Genomic DNA, 407 nt, shown 5'->3' with positions numbered 1-407 from the left:
CCTGCAGCTCGCTCAGGTCTTCCATCCGCACGCCGAAGCTCAGCAGCGCGGACGTCCGGTCGTTGCGGAGGACCGCGCCCGTGAGGTACGGCGGCAGCAACCGGACCCCGGCTGCGATCTGGCTCGCCGTGGGCGAGGCGCCCAGGAACTGCAGCAAGGTCGGCGGCGACACCACCGGGCGCATCTGGTCACCGTGTCGCGAGACGATGCTTTCTTGCGCCTCGCTGGTCCATTTCATGGCCTCGGGCGACAGCACGTCAGGACCGTTGAGGACGACGGCGACCTCGCCCGACGACCCGATGACGGATTCGACGTGCTGGGCGTCGGTGAGCGCGTCCAGTCCGGTGGCGAAGCTCTGGAAGTTGCTTTCCAGCTCGATCCGGGGGAGCGCCATCCAGCCGGCCAGC

Annotated in this window: 1 pseudogene; it reads right to left on the bottom strand. The window is 69.0% G+C overall.

The features are described 5' to 3' along the window. Window positions 1-407 (bottom strand): annotated as a pseudogene (locus tag H5411_RS46770) (RND transporter); the annotation flags it as partial.

The sequence above is a fragment of the Amycolatopsis echigonensis genome (genome assembly GCF_014174495.1).
Lineage (GTDB): Bacteria > Actinomycetota > Actinomycetes > Mycobacteriales > Pseudonocardiaceae > Amycolatopsis > Amycolatopsis echigonensis.
This window is presented reverse-complemented; position numbering and strand designations above follow the sequence as displayed.